An 18,950-nucleotide genomic window follows, 5' to 3' on the forward strand; every position below is an offset into this window, starting at 1 on the left:
AATTAAGTCTTGGATATCCAAGATTTTTTTATGTGAAAATATGGGAAAATTTGGGAAAGTGAGTGTTTATTATGAATCGTAAATCAGTCGTTTTCGGTCCATTGGCAGTAATTTTTTCATTCGCATGCTTAGCATGTGTTTTAGTATTTACGAAGTATATGCCGATACGGAATCGTCTTATAATATTAGTAGTGGCGGTTATCGGTGCAATGGTTGTTATGATTGTAACGAAACGGCCATTTTGGCGTTATTTAATTGCGATTTGTATTCTCGTAACCAGTGTTTTTGTATTCAGTTCTCAAAAATTTGTGGACCAAATGGCTGATACGAAAGAGTATGAACTCATAAAATACGATTTACTTCGCATGAAAGATCACGAATTTGAGAAAAATCCAGTTATTGGTTTATATGGAGTTAAGGAAAATCATCTGGAAGCAATTTCAGAAGATTTAAAAAATGAAATAGGGACAGATCGCTTTAAGAAGTTCTCAGACATTGATGAAGTCGTTTCTTCATTTTATGCTCAAGATATCGATGGTCTTTTTGTTAATAAGGCGATGCTTGCGAATTTATCCTTTCTATATCCCGATTTTATTAAAGATACGATTTTGGTTAACAGCTACGAATATCGCTTAAGCCGAGATTCGATTGTGAAACATGTTGATGTACTAAAAGAACCGTTCACAATCTATCTCAGTGGGATTGATGTTTATGGTGATGTAGTAACCCGTTCTCGCAGCGATATGAATCTTTTGCTAACGGTGAATCCAAAAACAAATGAAGTATTGACGGTATCTGTTCCCCGTGATACTTATGTGCCTTTGGGATGTGAAAACGGTGAGTTGGATAAATTGACACATGCGGGTCTTTACGGGGTTACCTGTTCGGTTAAGACCCTTGAAAAATTATTTAATATTGATATTAACTATTATATTCGCGTTAATTTTACGGGCTTGGTTCAAATTGTTGATACTCTAGAGGGTGTTGATGTTCTATCTCATTATGATTTCATTACTGAAAATGGTGATGTATTCGTGAAGGGCATGAATCATGTTGATGGTGAGAAGGCTTTGGCGTTTGCACGAGAACGCGATCATGTTGAATATGGTGATGTTGCTCGGGGATTGCATCATCAAGAATTGGTTAAAGCAATTTTTGAAAAAGCAACGCAAACCGAAAATATTATCAAAGCACCACAATTAACAGGACTTGTGAGTCAAGTTGTTGATACGAACCTCGATGATGGAAGTATTTCTAAGTTGATCTCTAAGCAAATTGAAACCAGTGATAAGTGGCATTTTGAAGAAGATTATCTTCGCGGTGAAGGCGATATGCAACCGACATATAGTCAGGATGGACGATACAAATATTATGTTTATTGGCCTTCTGATGAAAGTGTTGCGTCAATACAAAAACAGATTAGCGATTTAATCGTCGCAAATAAGGAGGGATCGTAGTGGGAGAAACCACAGCGAATTCAGTTTTATTTTTAAATGCTTTTGTACAGATTGAGATGTATTTACGTAATCTATTAAATAATCCAAGTGTTGGGTTTGTGCAAATGGTTCATATGGGTGCCCGAAAAGATGAAGTGATTCGTCATTTTCAAACAGATCTTGTTGAGTATGCTCAATTGCGTAATGCGATTGTTCATAACCGCGGTGGTAACGAAGAAGCGATTGCTGAACCGCATGACTCAGTTGTAACGCATATTCAAGCGATTGTATCAAAAATCCAAAATCGTAAAACCGTGATGGACTTAGTCCGTGAGAAACCATTTAGTGTAAGTTCGGACATGTTATTGCTTGATATGGTTAAGCAGCAAAAACATCAACACTATTCAGCGATTCCGGTATATAATAATCATGTTTATGTGGGTGTCGTACATCCAAGATTATATCAAAGACTGATGGAGGATGCTTCACGCACATCGTATGATTTAGCCTTGATTCGTGTTGAGGAATTATTACAATATTACCAACCGGATGATCGGGTTGTTTTTGTTCCATTATCAATGTCTATTCCTGAATTATTAGAGGTCTATGAGACCAATCATAATCGTGGAAAAAGTGTCATTGCCATTATTGTTACAGAAACTGGAAAACAAAATGAAAAACCGCTCGGTATTTTTACGGTTGCGGATTTACCAATTCTTATACGTGAACTTGAATAATTGAACAGTAACGTGTATATTTATCTTTGGTAACACTATATAAAAGGAGTTCTTATGGCAGATTATTTTGTGATGAAAAATGCGTCGTTAAAACGCTATAATACAATGAGGTTAGATGTAACAGCGGAGACGGTGATTATTCCTCATACTGTTGATGGATTGGTGGAAGCATTACGTGACCATACAGGGAAACGCATTGTTCTTGTTGGGAATGGATCAAACATGATTTTTTCTCAAGAACATTATGATGATAATACCGTATTTATTATTACGATTTTATTAAATGATTTAGAGATTGTTGATAATGAGATTGTTGCGGAATCAGGCGTTCGTTTAAACCGACTTGCTTGGTTTGCTTGTGAGCAATCTTTAGGCGATATGGAATTCTGTGAAGATATTCCGGGAACTGTTGGTGGTGCATTAATTATGAATGCGGGTCAATGGCAATATGCGATTGGACAATTCGTAAATTGGATTGAAGTATTCAACTATGAAACACAAGAAGTTGAACGATTGGTTCCGGATGAAGCGTTTTTCGGCTACCGTTATTCACGATTAAATGACTTACCAGTTTATGTATTACGAAGTGGTTTGAAAACAATTGAAGGCGATTATAATCAAGCACTTGAAAAAATGCTTTATTACCGTCATGAACGTTATGTAAAACAACCACGTAATTACGCGAATGCTGGAAGTGTTTTCAAGCGTCCTAAAGATAAAGATGGTGAATCACTGTTTGTTTGGAAGCTTTTTGATGGTGTTGATCTTCGTGGATTCCGTGTGGGTGATGCGATGGTTTCTGAGAAGCACCCTGGTTTTATTGTGAATGTTGGTCATGCTTCAGTTGATGATGTTCACGCAGTAATTCAAGAATGTAAAAAACGTGTTAAGGATGAATACGATGTTGATCTAGAACTAGAATGGCGTGTAATCTAACATGAAAAAAACGACGATTATTGTAATGTTTATCGGTGTCTTGTCTAAAGTATTAGGCTTTATCCGTGATATTACCTTATCTTCAATGTTTGGTATGGGTGCAATTACGGATGCGTTTAATGCTTCAGTAGCAATCCCTACAGTTGTATTGTCTGTTATTGGTTCTGCACTGATTACGGGTGTGATTCCAATGTTGACGAAGATTTCTCACGAAGACAAAAAGCGAGGCGATCGTTTCGCAAGTAATGTCCTCAATATTATGATCGTATTTTCTTTAGCACTGTCACTCTTTATGTTTTTAGTTCCAGAAGTGGTTTTAAAAATTGTAGCAGGTGGATTTAAAGGTGAAACCTTGGCTTATGCCGTTGTGTTTGTACGGACTTTGTCTCTAGGGGTTTTCTCGGTAGCGGTGATGCAATTGGGTACAGGGTATCTTAATGTAAAAGGAAACTTTGTGGTGCCAGCGATGGTAACCATTCCAATGAATCTTATCGTGATAGTTGGAATTTCAATTAGTAGTAAAGCTGGGAATGCTTATATTCTTGGTTATGCACAATTAATTGCATTGATTGTACAGGCAATAATTATTCTATTCTTTATGTGGCGTAGTGGTTTTGTATACCATGCCGTGATTGATTTAAAAGATGATGATTTACGTTCAATGGTTGCTTTAGCTTTACCATTAGTCTTATCATCATTCTTAGGTCAATTTAATGATATTGTAATGAAGAATTATGCTACTGTCTTGCAAGGTGAAGGTGGTTACAGTTATATGACCTATGCCACAAAGCTTATTGGTTTTGTGCAAGGGATCTTTATTATTGCGATTCTTCAAGTAACTTATCCTACGATTGCAAAGAGCGTTGTGGAAAAAGATATGCGTAAAGTTAATGACTCGATTAATGATGCGGTATTGATGATAGCATTGTTCGTATTACCAGCAATGGTAGGGTTTGTGACCTTAGCACGCGGAATCGTAGAGTTTGTGTTCCTTCGTGGCGCTGTAACGCCTGCAGATATTTCTGTAATTGTCCCAATCTTTATTTGTGATACGATTGTGCTCTTTGCTTATGCGATGCGAGAATTAATGTTCCGCATCCACTATGCATATCATGATATGAAAGGTCCTGTACGCAATACAGTTCTCGTATCGGTCCTGTTTGTAGTTGGGATGGTCGTGTTTAGTTTTATATTTGGAAAATTCGGAATGCCTCTAGCGGGATTATCGTTTGCGTATTCATTAGCGGCATTGATTTCATGTATTCCACTTTACAAGAGTATGAAGAAACACATTCCCCGTTCACGCTTGCGTTTTATTGCATTGGATTTTATTAAGATTACATTAGCAGCATTCATTATGGGTGTTGTAGTTGTATTGGTAAAAAGTCCCATTCAATACCTCATTCCAAGTAAGTTATCCACAATTGTAATCATACTTGTGGCAGGCTTGGCATATTTAATCGCAATCTTGGCCTTTAAAGTACAATTTGTGCGAAATTTAATCTTAAGTTTTCTGAAATAATCGTGAAATGATGTTTAAAACGCTCTAGGAGTGGCTTATGCCACTCCTTTTTCTATGAGTTGATTTCTTCCCATATATCAGGTGATATGTTACAATAGTGGTACAAAGTGGTAAGAAGTGGAGGAAAGTGGGGACAATTCAATGTTTATTGGAGAATATCAGCACAATATCGATACCAAAGGAAGAATCATTGTTCCCGCTAAATTCCGTGAGGAGCTCGGCGAAGCAATGATCGTTACGCGTTGGCTCGATGGATGCCTCGCACTTTACACACTTGAACAGTGGCAACAAGTTTATGAAAATTTAAAAAAGTTGCCATCAACGAAACGAGAAGTTCGTATGTATACACATATGATCATGTCCAAAGCCGCTGAATGTGATTTAGATTCACAAGGGCGCATTCGTATTCCTGCACATTTAACACAAGAAGCAAAGCTAACTAAAAATTGTGTTGTAGTTGGGGTAAGCGATCATGTTGAGATTTGGGATCAAACACGATGGACGGATTACTGTGAAGCAGCGAGCGAGAATTTTGAAGAAATAGCAGAATCGCTAACGGAGTTTTTCTAATGAAACATATATCAGTCATGCTTAATGAAACAATTGAATTATTAAATATTAATCCAGAAGGAATATATGTTGACGCAACATTAGGTGCCGGTGGTCATAGCTATGAAATTTGTAAGCAATTGACAACAGGTAGGCTCATTGGATTTGATAAAGATTTGGATGCGATTGAACGCACTTCTAAACGTCTTGAAGTTTTTGGGGATAAAGTTACCATGGTTCATGGAAGTTATACCCAGCTTACTGAAAAATTAAATGAGTTAGGGATTGATGAAGTGGATGGTGTACTTTTTGATTTAGGGGTTTCATCACCACAGTTTGACGATGCAGAACGCGGATTTAGTTATCGTTTTGATAGTAGATTGGACATGCGTATGGATCAAACTCAAGCACTCAGTGCTTATGAAGTCGTCAATGAATATGAAGAAGAACATTTGGTTCAGATTCTTAAAGATAATTCGGATGAACGTTATGCTCGCCGTATTGTTAAGAATATTATTGAAAATAGACCTGTAGAAACAACATTCGAACTTGTTGAATTGATTAAACGTTCTTATCCTGGAAAAGATCTTAAAAAAGGACATCCAGCTAAGAAAACATTTCAGGCCTTACGCATTGAAGTAAACAATGAATTTGAAGAAGTAAAAGATGCAGTTGAACAAGCGGTCCATGTTATTAAGCCAGGCGGCCGTGTTGTTGTTATTACATTCCATTCTATCGAGGATAGAATTGTTAAACGAATCTTCAGTAACTACGGTAAACCTAAAAAGGTTGATCCGAGATTACCAATAATTGAAGAACAAGTACTTAATTATAAATTGGTTTCAAAGGCACTCAAGGCCTCTACAGAAGAATTAGAGTTTAATAATCGCGCACATAGTGCAATCTTAAGAGGGATCGAAAGGGTGAAATAATTGTGGCAAAACACGTAATTAAAAGAAAAAAGAAAACAATTCGTTGGAGTGGACTTGTAGGATTTGTATTCACGATGGCATTATTATTTTCATTTGTTACGCAGATTTTTGTTCGTTCAGAAAATGCTCGTCTTGCACGAGAAATTCAAGTTGTTAAACAACAGCAAGCAGATATTAATGTTAATAATGAAAAATTAACAGCAGAGATTCAAGATTTGAGTGATTCAAACCGCGTTGTATCAATTGCAACGGAAGCGGGATTAGATAACACACATAATGTTGTGACCGTAAAGCATGGTGATTAGATTTGGAAAAGAAGAAGTTACGAAAAAGTGCAAACTATAAAGTTTTAATTGTTTCAATCACAATGGCGCTCCTCTTTGTTGTAGTGGGTGCCAATGTTTTTGTTGTATCCGTACTGGGTTATCATTTGAACTCGGGTACGGATTTTCGTGATGATATTAATGGAATACATACCGTAGAACGTAAAATTCCAGCAAATCGCGGTAAGATTGTTGACCGAAATGATACTGTGATTGCTCAAGATCTGGTAGCCTATACTTTACAAGCAAGTCTTGATGAATCGCGTATGCATTCGGACAAGACACCAGCGCACATTGATGACAAAGAAAAAGCTGCAAAAGTGATCAGTGAAGTTATTGGGACCCCTTATGACAAGGTTTTGGAGATTATCAGTCAAGATGCGCTTCAAGTCGAGTTTGGTTATGCAGGTAAGTACTTAACATTAGATCAAAAAACAGCTTTAGAAGATTCAAAAATTCCTGGCCTAATGTTTGAAAAAATTATTACACGAAATTATCCTTTAAAGGTATTTGCATCCAAGTTGATTGGTTATTCTCAATATGATGAATTAGAAGAAGGTCAAATTGGTCAGATGGGACTTGAAAGTGCTTATAATGATGTGTTAGAGGGTACAAATGGCTTTGAACAGTACACTCATGACCGCGATAATTTTAGATTGCGTTTTGACGATGGTCAACGTAAAGACCCGATTAATGGTAATGATGTTAAGTTGACCCTTGATCGTGGGATTCAAGATTCACTTGAACGTGCTCTTTTAGGCATTACTCAAGATCCAGGTGTAAAGGCATCTGAAGCCTGGGGAATTGTTATGGAAGTAAAAACCGGTAAAATTTTAGCTTGGGGTGATGCTCCTAGTTTTGATCCAAACGCACCTGACTTTAGTAATGGATTTACAAACCGTGTTTCTCAAAGTACTTTTGAACCCGGTTCAACGATGAAGACATTTACGGTTGCGGCAGCAATTGAAGAAGGTGTATGGAATAACGAAGAGACTTTTGATTCCAACCCATTCCATGTTGGTGTAGAAAATAATAAAGCGTACCGTTTACCAAGTGAAGATGGCAGTGTTCATACGATTACCAATGCGGGAGGCCATACTTATGGGCAAATGCGTTATGACTATGGTTATGCATTAAGTTCGAACGTTATGATTGCGGAATTGTTGACACGTAAATTAGATCCGGAAGTGTTCCATGATTACCTCTACAAACTTGGATTCTTTAAGAGTGTGAATACGGATAAAATACCCGAAGAGCAAGGTTATGATTTATGGCAAGAACCTCTTGAAAAAATCAGTAATGGTTTTGGTCAAGGTTCGAGTGCTTCAGTCTTGCAACTCGCTCAAGCGTATACATCGGTCTTAAATAAAGGGGTTATGATTAAACCTTACTATATTGACGAAATTAAAAACTCACAGACGGGTGAAGTAATTTATAAAGGACAAACTCAAAATCTTGGAAAAGTGTTTTCTGAGGAAACCGCAAAAAAGGTTCAAGATTTAATGCGATATGTTGTTGATATTACAGGGTCTGGTTACCGTTTTAATATACCAGAGACCAATGTAATCGCGAAAACAGGTACTGCACAAACGGTTGTGGAAGGGGTTCCGGGTTATTCACCGACAATCTATAACTTCTCAAGTGCTGTGGCTTTACCTTATGAAGATCCTGAAGTCCTTGTTTATACTGCGTATAAAGCGAATTATGGACATGATGTGGATTATTCAGCGGTCTATATTCGGGATATTCTTCATAAGATTGCCGCGACGTATGGCATGACCAATGAAGGCGGTAAAGAGTCGATTACAGAAATTACAGTTCAAGAATTGCAAAATTACATTAATTCACCGGTACCAAAGGCTAAAGAGTCGCTTGAGTCTTTAGGATACAAACCAGTTATTATTGGTGATGGGGAAACGGTAATTAATCAAAAACCAGAAGTGAACCGTCAGGTTATTAATAATGAACGTGTTTATCTTTATGCGGGTGATCATAATATGACCATGCCTGATTTTAAAGGGTGGACGCGTAAGGAAATCTTCAGTTTTATGAGTATCTCAGGTTTAAATGCGGAGGTAAGTGGTTCGGGTTATGTTACCGAACAGTCGATTCCTCCAGGAACAATTTTCACAAAAGATGATACGGTTTCACTTAAACTGAATTAAGAATTTGTTATAATGAGTAAGATGTAAGGGAGAAAGATTATGATTGTAGGAATTATCGCAATGCTAACAGCATTTGCACTCAGTGTTGTTGCTTACCCAAGATTTATTAAATATCTTCAGAAAAGCAACATGGAACAAAAAGTTAGTGAGTATGCATTAGAAGAGTTTAAAAACAAACAAAAAACACCAACATTTGGGGGATTTGTTTTTGTCGTTATTCCTGTTTTAGTCGCTCTCGTCTTTAATGGTTTTAATTTCAATGGATCGGTTCTCTTACTTGTAGGCGTCTATGCGATGTATGCATTAATTGGATTGGTTGATGATTATAAAATTGTGAAAGAAGGGAAAAATGATGGTCTTTCACCACGATTTAAGATGTTGGGACAATTATTGCTCGCAGTGCTATTTTACGTTATCTATATTAAAATGGGCGGCGATAATAAGCTGGCAATTCCATTTATGAAAGAGCCTTTGGATCTTGGTTGGTTCTACCTACCACTTATCATGTTTATTTTCGCAGGTTCCTCGAATGCTGTAAATCTTACAGATGGTATGGATGGCTTAGCGGGTGGTACAAGTATCATCGGATTTTCAGCGTTCGCATTTGTTGCGTATACGGTAAATCGTATGGATATCTTTATGGTTCTGTTAGCCGTTATTGGTGCACTTTTCGGATTTTTAGTTTTTAATCGTAAACCTGCGAAAATCTTTATGGGTGACGTTGGATCTCTTGCACTTGGTGCTTTATTTGCAGGTGTTTCCGTTTTACTTAATAAAGAAATTCTCTTAGCGATTATTGGAGGTGTTTTTGTATTTGAAACACTTTGTGTCATTATTCAACGTACTTCATGGAAGTTAAGACATAAAAAAGTATTTAAATATACACCGATTCATTACAGTTTTACGCTCAATGGTTGGAAAGAAGAGAATGTCGTCAATTTCTTCTATGCACTTGGTGTAGCCTTCGCAATCATTGGTTTAGCGCTAAACGCGATTGCATAATATGAAAGCGTTAATTATCGGAGGAGCACGTTCAGGAATTGGATGTGCTCGTCTTCTTCATAAAGAGGGTTTTGAAGTGGTATTGACGACAAATCAAGACTTTCCAGAACGTCATGAACTTGAATCATTAGGGATTCATGTATCTTTGGATGATAAAGATATGAGTCTTCTAGGTACATATGATTTTGTGATAAAAAATCCAGGAATACCCAATGACCATCCGCTCGTTTCTCAATTTCCAAACATTTATAATGAAATTGAAATTGCGTCTCGTTTCGCAAATCATGCGAAATTTTATGCAATTTCAGGAACGAATGGGAAAACAACTACAACAACATGTCTCCATGAAATGTTATTGAAAAAAGATTCAGCTGCGCTTCTTGCGGGGAATGTGGGCTATGCACTGAGTGAAGCCATTTATCGCGATGGGGATCTAACGCGTGATGTTGCTTTAGAGATTTCTGCATTTCAAATGGAAGGCACGCCTACATTTTCACCAGAAGTGTATGCGCTTATGAATTTAAGTCCAGATCACATGGATCGTTATGACGAAGTTGATGACTATTACAAAGCTAAGTTAAACATATTACCGAATGTTAAAACATTCATTCGAAATTGTGATGATCAAAACATTATGCGTTTGACGCAAGATTATCAAGGCAAGGTTTATGATTTATCCATGACTCACGACGCCGATATTTGTCTGCGTGAGGGTTGGGTCTATTTTCTTGATAATCCACTTTTTGAAGTATCTTCATTAAAACTTGTCGGTAAGCATAATTTAATGAACGCTGCCTTTGCCGCAAGTCTTGCATTTCTTGCAGGTGTTAAGCTTTCAGATATTCGAGATGTAATCCATACCTTTAGTGGTGTTGAACATCGCATCGAATTTGTGGATGAAGTGGATGGCGTTCGCTACTACAACGATTCCAAGGCAACAAACCCTGAATCTACGGAAGTTTGTCTTCAAGCTTTTGAGAAGCCAATTATCTTACTCGCAGGGGGTTTCGATAAACATATTTCTTTTGATTTACTTAAACCTTATGAAAATCGCATTAAAATACTGTTTGTATTTGGAGAAAGTGCTGATCAAATTCGTGAAGTATTTCCTTTTGCAATTAAAGTTGATACCATGAAAACTGCTTTTGTCGAAGCAAAATCACAGGCATCATCCGGTGATATCATTGTGTTGTCGCCAGCATGTGCAAGTTATGATCAATTTGAAAATTTTGAAATTCGTGGTAACATATTTAAAGAATACGTTAAAACTCTCTAGTTAGAGTTTTTTCTTTTGCGTTTTTCGTGTATCATATACGTGATGAGACGAGGTGAATGTATGAAAGATGAAAATACACAACAATTTAAATTGTTACTAACATTAAGACTTCGTCAAATACATAATAATGGATTAGAAGGCGTTTCATATGATGATTTGTACCGCATGTTTACAACCTATGTATGGCGTCATAAAGAGCCAACTCGGTTAAGTGAATTGGCCGATGATATTTTTAAAACGACTGATGAAGATGTTGTAAGGTGGCTTGCGACTGAGTCTAAAATCAATGGGTTAAAATCATCTCTTGAAGACTATCAAAATTTATTTGAGGATGAGGAGATTCAATGAAAACAAAAGCTGAGTTAAGAGTTTCGTTTATTGTAATCATTGTTACCGTGTTGGTAGGGTTTTTGACCCTAACGACGGTTGGAAGATTGAATACGGGTTTAGGATTTGGCCATGATGTCCGATTGATTGTGGAAACGAAAGATCGAACCGGCTTAAATAATTTTCTTTCGAATCAAACACGAAATAATCGGGAATGGCGTAAACGTGTAATTGATTCAAATCACTATGCGTTATCGTTTTCCGGTGTTGAGAATATTACGGATTTGGTTAACAGTATTGATGCCCACGTTTCAGATCTTGTGGTTTGGAATACAGGGACCTTTGGATCAGTGACAAAATTAATCAGCACTCAAAGTTTTATTAGTTTATATTTAGTTTTATTTATGGCTTTAACGGCAGGCTATTTTTGTTTTAGGTTTCGGTTTTTTGGATGGATTGCAGGGATGGAGATTGTAATTGGCGTGATGTTATCCCTGCTTTTAGTTTCGCTCTTTGGATATCCATTCACAAAATCACTTTGGTATTCTGTACTGATTTCATTTATGATGCTTGTTTATCAAAAGCAAATGTATTTAGTTGATTCAGAAGGGTTGACCTTACATGAAGTTGTGGAATCACGTCAAGATATCCGTAAACGACACATTCGTGTATCATTGCTGCACTCAGCGTTTTATCTGATCTTTGGTTTTGTGGCAGTGGTCTTGAACCGTTATGGTCTTGTACGCACGGGATGGTACATGATTTTCTTAGGTTATATTGTCTTGATACAATTTCTTTTATTTAATTTTGTTTTTGAGCGATTCTTACTTAAAATTCCAAAGGAATCCAGTTTTGTTCAATTTCAAAATATAAACATTTTGAAAATAACACAACCAACGCATATTCTGTTTAAGAATACCGTGTCGGTGATGCTTGCAGTTTTGCTTTTAAGTACATTGTTTGCGATACCAAAAGGTATTGATCTACACAAGGGGTGGGACTTTGCGAATCAAAATGTTCTCATTATGAATGATGCACGTTCGACTGCTTATCTTGAGTTGCAAGCAACACTTTACGAAGTTGGTATTTTTGATAATCAATTAAGTTATGAAGTAACCGAACAAGGCGATACGTGGATTCATTTTGATGAAAATGTAACGTCCAAGCAATTGGGTGCTGCAGCAAGAGGTGTGAAAACAAAATTTAATGTTAAGGGGACCTATTATGATACCCATGAGAATTTATTTCCTTTGGAGGATGTGGATTTCTATCTAACCTTGGGTGTGTTTATTCTCGCTTCATGGATTATGGTTAGTTGTATCTTTGGGTTTAAGCGCAGTATCTTAATTCCAATATTAAGCGTACTGTCTTCGATGCTCTTTGTGTTTTTAACGATGATTTATCATATTAAGTGGAGCAGGGAAACGGTTTATATTGTATGGACAATACCTTTGATTATTGGCTGTTACTACAGTTCACAATACTCTCTAAATCGATTCTTTAATTTAGATCTCTTTGAATCAGAGTTTATGGATTCATTGATGCTTAATGTAATTTTATTTGCGATTATTTCAACGCCGATTTTAATTATTATTCCTGTTCCAATTACGGTTGAAATGATTGCGATTTTAATGATGATGATTTTCTCGATTTATTTAGCGTTAATCATTCTTTACTGTATTGCTTGGTTAATTAGAAGGTGGGTACAAAAACGTGAACGATATGTTTAATTCTTTATCAACGCTTGTACAAGAAACCCTGAAGTCCATGGACTTGTCCGATATTCAGTTACTGGAATTGTTTGAACCAACAGATCATGTTGTTTCAAATGAAGCCATTGACTCGATGATTCGTTTTTATCAAACAGCCACAAAATTAATTGTATGTGGTGATTATGATTGTGATGGTGTTTCTTCAACAAGCATTGCGGTGTTGTTAGCAAAAAAATGTAAGATCGAAGTGGGATATTATATTCCAAATCGTCTTAAAGAAGGTTATGGTGTTTCAAAAGATACCATCACCATGGCCCATGAACGTGGCTATAAAGATGTCTTAATTATTGATAACGGTGTTAAAGCACACGAGGAAATTGCTTATGCGAAGTCTTTAGGTATGCAAGTAGCTGTTGTAGATCATCATATTATTGATGAACCCGTAATGGCTGATGCGTTTTTACATCCCGATGTATGCAGTTCTTATGAAGCATCGATGTGTGCAAGCGGTTTAATTTATTGTGTTGCGGAAACAATGGGTCTATCGGATGAGTATATGCTTGCGATGGCATGTACCGCAACGGTTGCGGATGTGATGCCGTTATGGGGTAAAAACCGAGAAATCGTTCGAAAAGGGATTCATGCTTTAAATCAAAATCAGTTCTTACAATTTGACGCACTGGTTAAGCGTAATCGTTTTACACATTACTCTGCGAAATTGCTTTCGTTTCAAGCAATTCCAAAAATTAACACTGTGGGACGATTGGGTGATCTTGCGAATGTGAATACTTTAGTTCAATACTTCACTACAACGGATGAATCGGTGATAACGTCTTACGCCAAACAATTATTTAAATTAAATGACTATCGCAAAGAGCAAGGAAAAGCGCTTAAAGAAGTTGCGATGATGCAGGTCAATGATGACCCCATTCAAATTATTGTTGATAAACGGTTCCACGAAGGCTTGTTAGGGATAGTAGCCAATCAAGTAGCTCAGGAAACCATGAAACCGACCTTAGTCCTTACAGAATACGATAATGTCTTAAAGGGCAGTGCTCGGAGTATGACGTTTTCATTACAAGATATATTTACAGAAGTTCGTTCAGATTATTTTGTTGCGATGGGCGGACATGATTTTGCTTATGGAATGACGCTTAATAAAGCGACGTTTGAGGATTTTAAATCTGATGTAAACCAGATTGTGTCAGATTTTGGTGCTTTTGAAGGACGTCATGAGTCTGTTCTTTCCATTGATCCATCATGGATCACACAAGCTGCTCTTGAACAATTACGTCAACTTGAACCATTCGGAGAAGGCTTTAAATTGCCCTTAATGAGTATTAAAATTCCTCGTGATTTCCAGTTGTTTAACCTTAATGGTTATGGTTTTAAATACGCTTTTAATGGTTTTTCATTTGATGAAGCAGTGTTTTTTACACAACAGTATCAAAAATACCAACTTCAAACAGCCCGACGTTTAATTGGAACTTTAGATTTAGACAGTCGTTCAAAAAATGTATTGTTCGTAGAAGATTTTGAATAACTTGTGATATGATAGGACTATTGAATAGGAGGCATGTTATGTTTAAAACATTTTTAGCTACAGTATTACTTCTTAGTGGTATTGGGCAAAATCCACAAATAAATAAGCAACCCATTGCGGATAAGATTCCTCCTACATCACGTCGTGTTGCGGTGACGCAAGATGATGCGGAAGTTGCGAAAGATCCTATAAAAATTAAACAGGCTAAATATGAGTTGTATGAAAATTCAAGCATGCAAATTGATTACACCTTGGAAGGTTTAAGTAAACAAGCGACGGTATCATTCAAAAGTGAAAATCCGGATATCGTAAGTGTATCCGAAAAAGGTTTGATTACTGCAATCACAAAAGGATCATCCATCATTACAATTGTGGCGGTAGATGGGGAAGAAATCTACACAAAGGAAATCAGTGTTAAGGTTAGTGTTCTTGATGGAACCATTAATTTTAAAAATGAAGACGTGTATATTAACCGTGGTTTTGAATATGAACTGGAATATACCTTAAGTAATGATGCTATGAAAGATAAGAGTATCATTTGGTCATCCGATAATACGGCGGTGGCGGATGTTGTGAATGGAAAAGTTACGGCAAAGTCAGCGGGTACGACAACCATTACAGCGCGTATTGGAACGATTACATCAAGTGTAAAAGTTACAGTCACAATTCCCTTACGTGATATCGAGTTTAATCCGTCCAATCTAACGATTGTTTTAGAAGATGAAGTCTCAATACCGGATCTTATTTTTGTGCCTTACGATACCACTACTTCACGTAATGCAAGTTATGTTTCGGAAGACAATGGCATCGTTGAAGTTGTGGAAGATCGTCTTGTAGCGAAAAAAATCGGTAAAACAAAAGTTACAGCAACAATCGGTGAACACCAGGCTGAGTTAGAAGTAACGGTAAAGTCAAAGCAAACAGAATCGGGTGCTGATATTATCAAATTAAAAGTTGATAAAGAAGAAGGCGATCGCCTTGTTCTTGTTACGGATAATTTAAGTAAAGCTGATAATCAAAAATATGCCTTAACTTTACCGGATAAAATCTTAACCAAGTTTATTGAAGCGCGTGATCATTCAGAAGTGATTCTTGTTCTTGATGATGTATTATTAGAAAAAGATATGACGAATTTGGAATCGTTTATTGTTCCTGAAACGGTAATGAGTGCATTAACGGATAAAACCTTATCCATTCACTTAGTAGATAAGCGCAATGTTCCGTTAATTATTTATAATTTCCAAGGTGCTTATCCTCATGATGTGGATTTACGATTCAAAATCATGCAGATTACGGAGCGTTCACCCCTATATGAACAATTATCAGGACGTGCATTTGAATTGGTATTTGCGAATCAAGCACAATTTGGTGAAGGTACAACTGTAGAATTATCTGCGAAATTAATTGAGTCAACGTTTTCTCAAATGCATTTTATTTATGAGCGAACCAATGAAAGTGACTTAGAGTTTACCAATCAAGAAGTATCGGTATCTAATGAAGACCGACTTAAATTTTTAGTTACCAATAATGATTACGTGATTACGTTTAATAAACTTGCGAAAACAGATGACCATTTTATCATCATCTCTTTATTAATCATCGTACTCACGATTGTTGGAGGAAGTGGTTTTTTCTATTTTAATAAGTACAAGAAAAAGAAAAAACTATGATATAATAATGATTGTACTTTGGAGGATGTTATGGATTTAAAAAACTATATTGCAACAATTGATGATTTCCCTAAAGAAGGCATCAAGTTTCGAGATATTACCCCTTTAATGGCAGATGGCGAAGCGTTTGCGGAAGCAACTCGACTTTTTGAAGGATTTGCCCGTAAGGTGGGTGCAGATGTTATTGTGGGACCTGAATCCCGAGGATTTATTTTTGGATGTCCCGTAGCATATGCAATGAATATTGGCTTTGTTCCTGTTCGTAAACCAGGTAAACTACCACGTGAAACGGTAAGTTACAAATACGATCTCGAATATGGATCCAATGAGCTTCATATCCATAAAGACGGTGTTAAACCGGGTCAAAAGGTTCTCATTATTGATGACCTACTTGCAACAGGTGGAACCGTTGAAGCTTCAGTAGCACTCATTGAAGAATTAGGTGCTGAAGTTGTAGGATGTGGATTCCTAATCGAACTTGAAGATTTAAATGGCCGCGATAAACTTGAGGGCTATGAAGTCTTTACAATTATGCAATACTAAGAACGAAGATCCCTTCGTTCTTTTCTCAAATTTGGAGGTAGCCGATGAGACAATTTCAAGATATAAGTTTTGATATGATACTCGAAGAGACGTCAAAATATATTACATCACCTGAAAACATTGAATTAATTACGCATGCATACGAGTTTGCGGAAGCGAAGCATTCAGGTCAATATCGTAAAAGTGGTGAACCGTATATTGTTCATATTTTACACGTGGGCTATATTCTCTCAAATTTAGGCATGTCTCCAACCACAATTTCTGCAGGGCTTTTGCATGATGTTATTGAGGACTGTGATGTAAGTAAAGAAGAACTTGCGGAAGAGTTTAATCAAGAAATCGCAACACTTGTGGAAAGTGTTACAAAAATTGGTAATATTGAATTTAAAGATGAAAAAGAGTATCTTGCTGCCAATCATCGTAAAATCTTTATTGCGATGGCAAAAGATGTTCGGGTTATTTTTATTAAACTGGTAGACCGTCTTCATAATATGCGAACACTTCAATACCATAACCCCGAGAAGCAAAAAAAGATTGCGGCAGAGACATTGGATGTCTATGCACCGATTGCCCATCGATTGGGTCTTGGGGAAATTAAAAATGAACTTGAAGATTTAAGTTTTAGTTACCTTCACCGTGATAAATATTATGAAATTGCCCGTCTTGTGGATGATCGTAAAGCTGAGCGTGATGCTCAAGTTACACGTATGATTGAAGATATTGCAGAGTTATTACTTGAAAATAATATTCGTTTTAATATTTTTGGTCGTTCCAAGCACCTTTACTCTATCTATAAAAAAATGACGACAAAGCATAAGCGATTTGATGAAATTTTAGATTTGCTTGCGATTCGTATTATTACGGAGACCGAGTTAAATTGTTATGAAATTTTAGGTCATATTCATGCGAACTACCGTCCCATTCCTGGACGTTTAAAAGACTATATTGCAATGCCGAAGATGAATATGTACCAATCCCTTCACACCACAATCGTTGGTGACGAAGGTGCTATTTTTGAAGTTCAAATTCGAACGAAACAAATGGATGAAATCGCAGAGCGTGGGGTCGCAGCGCATTGGCGATATAAAGAAGGCAATACCAATCAAGAAGCAAATCAAAAAGAAATTGAAGACCGACTCTCATGGTTTAGAGATATCAACATTCTTACCGAGGGCGTCGATGAAAATGCTCAGGATTATATGAATGTTCTTCAAAAAGATATTTTTGAAGCAAATGTTTATGTTATGACTCCGAAAGGACGCGTTATTGGTCTTCCTAATGGTGCGACCCCGATTGATTTTGCGTATCGAGTTCATACTGAAGTCGGTCATCAAACGGTTGGTGCTATCGTTAATGGTACATTAGTACCTTTGAATACTCCGCTTAAAACTGGAGATGTTGTTCAAGTGAAGACATCAAAACAATCGACTCCAAGTGAAGACTGGCTTAAAGTAGTCCAAACAACCCATGCACGCAACAAAATTCGTAATTTCCTTCTGAAACAACAGATGGATAATCGTAAAGAAATTGTCGATAAAGGCGAAACGATGTTTAAGGATGAGTGTAAACGTCGTGGTATTGATGAGAAAGAATTAAAAGCGTCCAAACGCTTTGAACATGTTTACAGTCAATTTTCGGTGAATTCATTTGATGATTTAATGTATGCGATTGCGTCAAAATCCTTGTCATTTCCCGCTCTTTTTGAAAGATTAGATCTTAATAAAAACTTTAATGACGAAAACAGTAAGGTTGAAAAAGTTGTGGCCCGTAGTGCGACCCAACAAAGTAAGTCAACCAGTAAGTCGGGTGTGAGTGTATCGGGAATTGATTCGATGATGATTGGCTTGAGTAATTGTTGTAATCCTGTTTATGGCGATGAAATTGTAGGTTATGTTACTAAAGGTAGTGGTGTTAAGGTCCATCGAAAGGACTGTCCAAACATTGCACATGAAACCGCACGTTTGATTGAAGTTCAATGGGAAGAAAATCACGAGCAAGGGGAGTATGAAGCCGTGCTTCAAATTCTTTCCACAGATCGTAATTTCTTACTTACCGATATCATCACGATTGCTTCACAACTCAAAGTGCGACTGAATGCTGTCAATTCAGAAATCAACGAAGATCGAATTCATGCTACGACGACCATGCGTGCAGTTGTTCGTGATGCAGATCATTTAAAAACATTGATTGCGAATTTACGAAAAGTTGATAGTGTTATTCGTGTTGATCGCATCACATTGTAATTGCATCTAATGTGTGATTGTGTTAAAGTAATAT

Annotated in this window: 16 protein-coding genes and 1 other annotated feature (1 of these 17 running past the window's edge); all 16 genes read left to right on the top strand. The window is 36.8% G+C overall.

The features are described from left to right. Positions 1 to 71 precede the first annotated feature (71 nt). The 16 genes from EL194_RS06070 (at position 72) to EL194_RS06145 (ending at position 18,916) form a co-directional block, all read left to right on the top strand. Positions 72 to 1,457 carry an LCP family protein gene (locus EL194_RS06070; protein ID WP_003773156.1) on the top strand — a complete coding sequence of 462 codons (1,386 nt, stop codon included), beginning with the start codon at positions 72 to 74 and terminating at the stop codon, positions 1,455 to 1,457. Continuing rightward, the gene (locus tag EL194_RS06075; RefSeq protein ID WP_003773157.1) at positions 1,457 to 2,173 is read left to right on the top strand and encodes a CBS domain-containing protein; all 717 of its coding nucleotides are present in this window, start codon (positions 1,457 to 1,459) and stop codon (positions 2,171 to 2,173) included. Before EL194_RS06070 ends, EL194_RS06075 begins: the two co-directional genes overlap by 1 nt. Positions 2,174 to 2,227: 54 nt before the next feature. Beyond that, positions 2,228 to 3,109 (top strand): UDP-N-acetylmuramate dehydrogenase, encoded by an 882-nt coding sequence (gene murB / locus EL194_RS06080; RefSeq protein WP_003773158.1) that lies wholly within the window; start codon positions 2,228 to 2,230, stop codon positions 3,107 to 3,109. A 1-nt stretch (position 3,110) separates the two neighbouring features. Next, positions 3,111 to 4,631: a murein biosynthesis integral membrane protein MurJ gene (murJ, locus tag EL194_RS06085; RefSeq protein ID WP_003773159.1), complete on the top strand. Its 1,521-nt coding sequence runs from the start codon at positions 3,111 to 3,113 to the stop codon at positions 4,629 to 4,631. A 141-nt stretch (positions 4,632 to 4,772) separates the two neighbouring features. Continuing rightward, entirely contained in the window at positions 4,773 to 5,201 is a 429-nt protein-coding gene (gene mraZ / locus EL194_RS06090; RefSeq protein ID WP_016357089.1) for a division/cell wall cluster transcriptional repressor MraZ, read from the top strand. Then, entirely contained in the window at positions 5,201 to 6,112 is a 912-nt protein-coding gene (gene rsmH, locus EL194_RS06095; protein WP_003773161.1) for a 16S rRNA (cytosine(1402)-N(4))-methyltransferase RsmH, read from the top strand. The genes mraZ and rsmH overlap by 1 nt, the downstream gene beginning before the upstream one ends. Positions 6,113 to 6,114: 2 nt before the next feature. After that, on the top strand, positions 6,115 to 6,417 hold the full coding sequence (locus tag EL194_RS06100; RefSeq protein WP_003773162.1) for an FtsB/FtsL family cell division protein: 303 nt from the start codon (positions 6,115 to 6,117) through the stop codon (positions 6,415 to 6,417). A gap of 2 nt (positions 6,418 to 6,419) precedes the next feature. Further along, positions 6,420 to 8,600 carry a penicillin-binding protein gene (locus tag EL194_RS06105; RefSeq protein ID WP_034886492.1) on the top strand — a complete coding sequence of 727 codons (2,181 nt, stop codon included), beginning with the start codon at positions 6,420 to 6,422 and terminating at the stop codon, positions 8,598 to 8,600. Between the two features lie 39 nt (positions 8,601 to 8,639). After that, positions 8,640 to 9,602, top strand: a complete 963-nt coding sequence (gene mraY / locus EL194_RS06110) for a phospho-N-acetylmuramoyl-pentapeptide-transferase (protein ID WP_003773165.1) — start codon at positions 8,640 to 8,642, stop codon at positions 9,600 to 9,602. Position 9,603: 1 nt separating this feature from the next. Further along, positions 9,604 to 10,878 (top strand): UDP-N-acetylmuramoyl-L-alanine--D-glutamate ligase, encoded by a 1,275-nt coding sequence (gene murD / locus EL194_RS06115; protein WP_003773167.1) that lies wholly within the window; start codon positions 9,604 to 9,606, stop codon positions 10,876 to 10,878. Between the two features lie 60 nt (positions 10,879 to 10,938). Further along, positions 10,939 to 11,226: a post-transcriptional regulator gene (locus EL194_RS06120; protein ID WP_003773168.1), complete on the top strand. Its 288-nt coding sequence runs from the start codon at positions 10,939 to 10,941 to the stop codon at positions 11,224 to 11,226. Further along, positions 11,223 to 12,935 (top strand): hypothetical protein, encoded by a 1,713-nt coding sequence (locus EL194_RS06125; protein WP_003773170.1) that lies wholly within the window; start codon positions 11,223 to 11,225, stop codon positions 12,933 to 12,935. Before EL194_RS06120 ends, EL194_RS06125 begins: the two co-directional genes overlap by 4 nt. Beyond that, positions 12,928 to 14,460, top strand: a complete 1,533-nt coding sequence (locus EL194_RS06130) for a single-stranded-DNA-specific exonuclease RecJ (RefSeq protein WP_003773171.1) — start codon at positions 12,928 to 12,930, stop codon at positions 14,458 to 14,460. The genes EL194_RS06125 and EL194_RS06130 overlap by 8 nt, the downstream gene beginning before the upstream one ends. 38 nt (positions 14,461 to 14,498) lie before the next feature. Continuing rightward, positions 14,499 to 16,130, top strand: a complete 1,632-nt coding sequence (locus EL194_RS06135; RefSeq protein ID WP_034886495.1) for an Ig-like domain-containing protein — start codon at positions 14,499 to 14,501, stop codon at positions 16,128 to 16,130. 30 nt (positions 16,131 to 16,160) lie between these two features. Then, positions 16,161 to 16,673, top strand: a complete 513-nt coding sequence (locus EL194_RS06140) for an adenine phosphoribosyltransferase (protein ID WP_003773173.1) — start codon at positions 16,161 to 16,163, stop codon at positions 16,671 to 16,673. A 44-nt stretch (positions 16,674 to 16,717) separates the two neighbouring features. Next, complete coding sequence (locus EL194_RS06145) at positions 16,718 to 18,916, top strand: RelA/SpoT family protein (RefSeq protein ID WP_003773175.1); 2,199 nt, start codon at positions 16,718 to 16,720, stop codon at positions 18,914 to 18,916. Between the two features lie 33 nt (positions 18,917 to 18,949). After that, position 18,950 (top strand) — a binding site (T-box leader) (it continues 184 nt past the right edge of the window).

It is taken from the genome of Erysipelothrix rhusiopathiae (assembly GCF_900637845.1).
GTDB lineage: Bacteria > Bacillota_I > Bacilli_A > Erysipelotrichales > Erysipelotrichaceae > Erysipelothrix > Erysipelothrix rhusiopathiae.

Excerpts from the sequence above, each read along its gene's own strand:
- EL194_RS06130 (WP_003773171.1), top strand. The coding sequence starts at position 12,928 with ATGTTTAATTCTTTATCAACGCTTGTACAAGAAACCCTGAAGTCCATG.
- mraZ (WP_016357089.1), top strand. The coding sequence starts at position 4,773 with ATGTTTATTGGAGAATATCAGCACAATATCGATACCAAAGGAAGAATC.
- EL194_RS06120 (WP_003773168.1), top strand. The coding sequence starts at position 10,939 with ATGAAAGATGAAAATACACAACAATTTAAATTGTTACTAACATTAAGA.
- mraY (WP_003773165.1), top strand. The coding sequence starts at position 8,640 with ATGATTGTAGGAATTATCGCAATGCTAACAGCATTTGCACTCAGTGTT.
- murB (WP_003773158.1), top strand. The coding sequence starts at position 2,228 with ATGGCAGATTATTTTGTGATGAAAAATGCGTCGTTAAAACGCTATAAT.
- EL194_RS06070 (WP_003773156.1), top strand. The coding sequence starts at position 72 with ATGAATCGTAAATCAGTCGTTTTCGGTCCATTGGCAGTAATTTTTTCA.
- murJ (WP_003773159.1), top strand. The coding sequence starts at position 3,111 with ATGAAAAAAACGACGATTATTGTAATGTTTATCGGTGTCTTGTCTAAA.
- EL194_RS06145 (WP_003773175.1), top strand. The coding sequence starts at position 16,718 with ATGAGACAATTTCAAGATATAAGTTTTGATATGATACTCGAAGAGACG.
- murD (WP_003773167.1), top strand. The coding sequence starts at position 9,604 with ATGAAAGCGTTAATTATCGGAGGAGCACGTTCAGGAATTGGATGTGCT.
- EL194_RS06140 (WP_003773173.1), top strand. The coding sequence starts at position 16,161 with ATGGATTTAAAAAACTATATTGCAACAATTGATGATTTCCCTAAAGAA.
- EL194_RS06135 (WP_034886495.1), top strand. The coding sequence starts at position 14,499 with ATGTTTAAAACATTTTTAGCTACAGTATTACTTCTTAGTGGTATTGGG.
- rsmH (WP_003773161.1), top strand. The coding sequence starts at position 5,201 with ATGAAACATATATCAGTCATGCTTAATGAAACAATTGAATTATTAAAT.
- EL194_RS06125 (WP_003773170.1), top strand. The coding sequence starts at position 11,223 with ATGAAAACAAAAGCTGAGTTAAGAGTTTCGTTTATTGTAATCATTGTT.